At 56.7% G+C, this 810-nt stretch carries 1 pseudogene; it reads right to left on the reverse strand.

Annotated features, from left to right (window positions below):
• A pseudogene (locus tag C6H66_RS25420) lies at positions 1-703 on the reverse strand (hemagglutinin repeat-containing protein); the annotation flags it as partial.
• Between the last annotated feature and the right edge of the window lie 107 nt (positions 704-810).

Below are 810 nucleotides of genomic sequence, written 5' to 3' on the forward strand. Positions count from 1 at the left end.
GTAACATGCCGCCTACTGAGCCGCCAGTACTGATACTCACGCTATGGTGTTCGGTTTTAAAATCCGCTTTGTTTTTGATATCGCCAAAGCCGAGAGTGCCGGTATCGAGGGTGTTTTTGTCTTTGTCTGCGGTACTGGCAATGACTGCGCCGTCAAGCTGGGTGTGTTCACCTACTTTGACTTCATAGCCGCCTTTACCGGCAAACAGTCCGGTCTGCTCTTGTACGGAGTCAAAGTTGCTGTGGATTTTGTCGCGGCTGGCGCTCAGGTTCAATGAACCGCCTGAACCCGGACCGACATTGGCACTGATGCCGGCACTGACGTTTTGTTGCTTCATATCGTAGCGGTTGCTGTCCTGCTCACTACTGAGCGTCAGGTGGCGTTTGACGTCGGCGGTAATCTGTTCGCCGCTGACCTGAGCGCCTTTGAGCGTCGCATCCCGACCGGCGTTGAGGGTGACGGTTTGTCCCGCATCCAGCGTAGTTTCATTATGGCTGACGCCGTTGCCGCTTTCACGGCCTTTGCCGTAGTTGACACTGGCGGAGAGGTTGATACCCGTGCCCCCCGGTCCGGCAGTGAAACCGACGCCTAGTGAACCACCGCGACTACTGTTTTTGCCGGTGGTCTGTTCGGTGTTCTGGCTGGATGAGAGCTGGATATCCCGGCTGGCATTGAGTTGCAGGTCTTTACCCGCCTGCAACCGCCGCGCCGACTGGCGCATACCCCATTGTTCCAGGTGATGTTTGTCTGGCAGAACAATGAGAACACGGAGTGGGGATTACCGGGGCTGGCGGTGTCGCCGGTCAATCA

Source organism: Photorhabdus hindustanensis (assembly GCF_002968995.1).
Taxonomy (GTDB): Bacteria; Pseudomonadota; Gammaproteobacteria; order Enterobacterales; family Enterobacteriaceae; genus Photorhabdus; species Photorhabdus akhurstii.